General features: G+C 63.8%; 1 protein-coding gene. It reads left to right on the forward strand.

Annotated features, from left to right (window positions below; all coding sequences use genetic code 11):
• Positions 1 to 249 (forward strand): T9SS type A sorting domain-containing protein (locus tag D0T11_RS21890; RefSeq protein ID WP_147374819.1); only part of this gene is annotated, 249 nt, incomplete at its 5' end.
• Positions 250 to 351 lie beyond the last annotated feature (102 nt).

Below are 351 nucleotides of genomic sequence, written 5' to 3' on the forward strand. Positions count from 1 at the left end.
CTCAGCACCAGCGTGGCCGATAAAGCCGTGAGCCTGTTCCCGAACCCGGCCTCCGATGTGCTGACCATCTCGCTGGCCAACCGGGCCGTCGTGCTCTCGGCCACGGTAACGGACCTGCGCGGCGCCCGCGTAGCCGGCGCCCGCTTCGAGAACGGCCAGCTCAACGTGGCGGCCCTGGCCAACGGGGTGTATATGCTGACGGTGAGCGACGGGCAGAAATCCTTCCACGAGCGCTTCGTTAAGCACTAATCCGCTGCGGTTCAGTTGCTTTTATAACCTGAAAAGGGTCCGCCAACCGGCGGGCCTTTTTTTTGTGCCCACCGGCCCGGGAGAGTGCCCCAAATATTGCGG

Origin of the sequence: Hymenobacter rubripertinctus (assembly GCF_003583925.1) — a bacterium.
Lineage (GTDB): Bacteria > Bacteroidota > Bacteroidia > Cytophagales > Hymenobacteraceae > Hymenobacter > Hymenobacter rubripertinctus.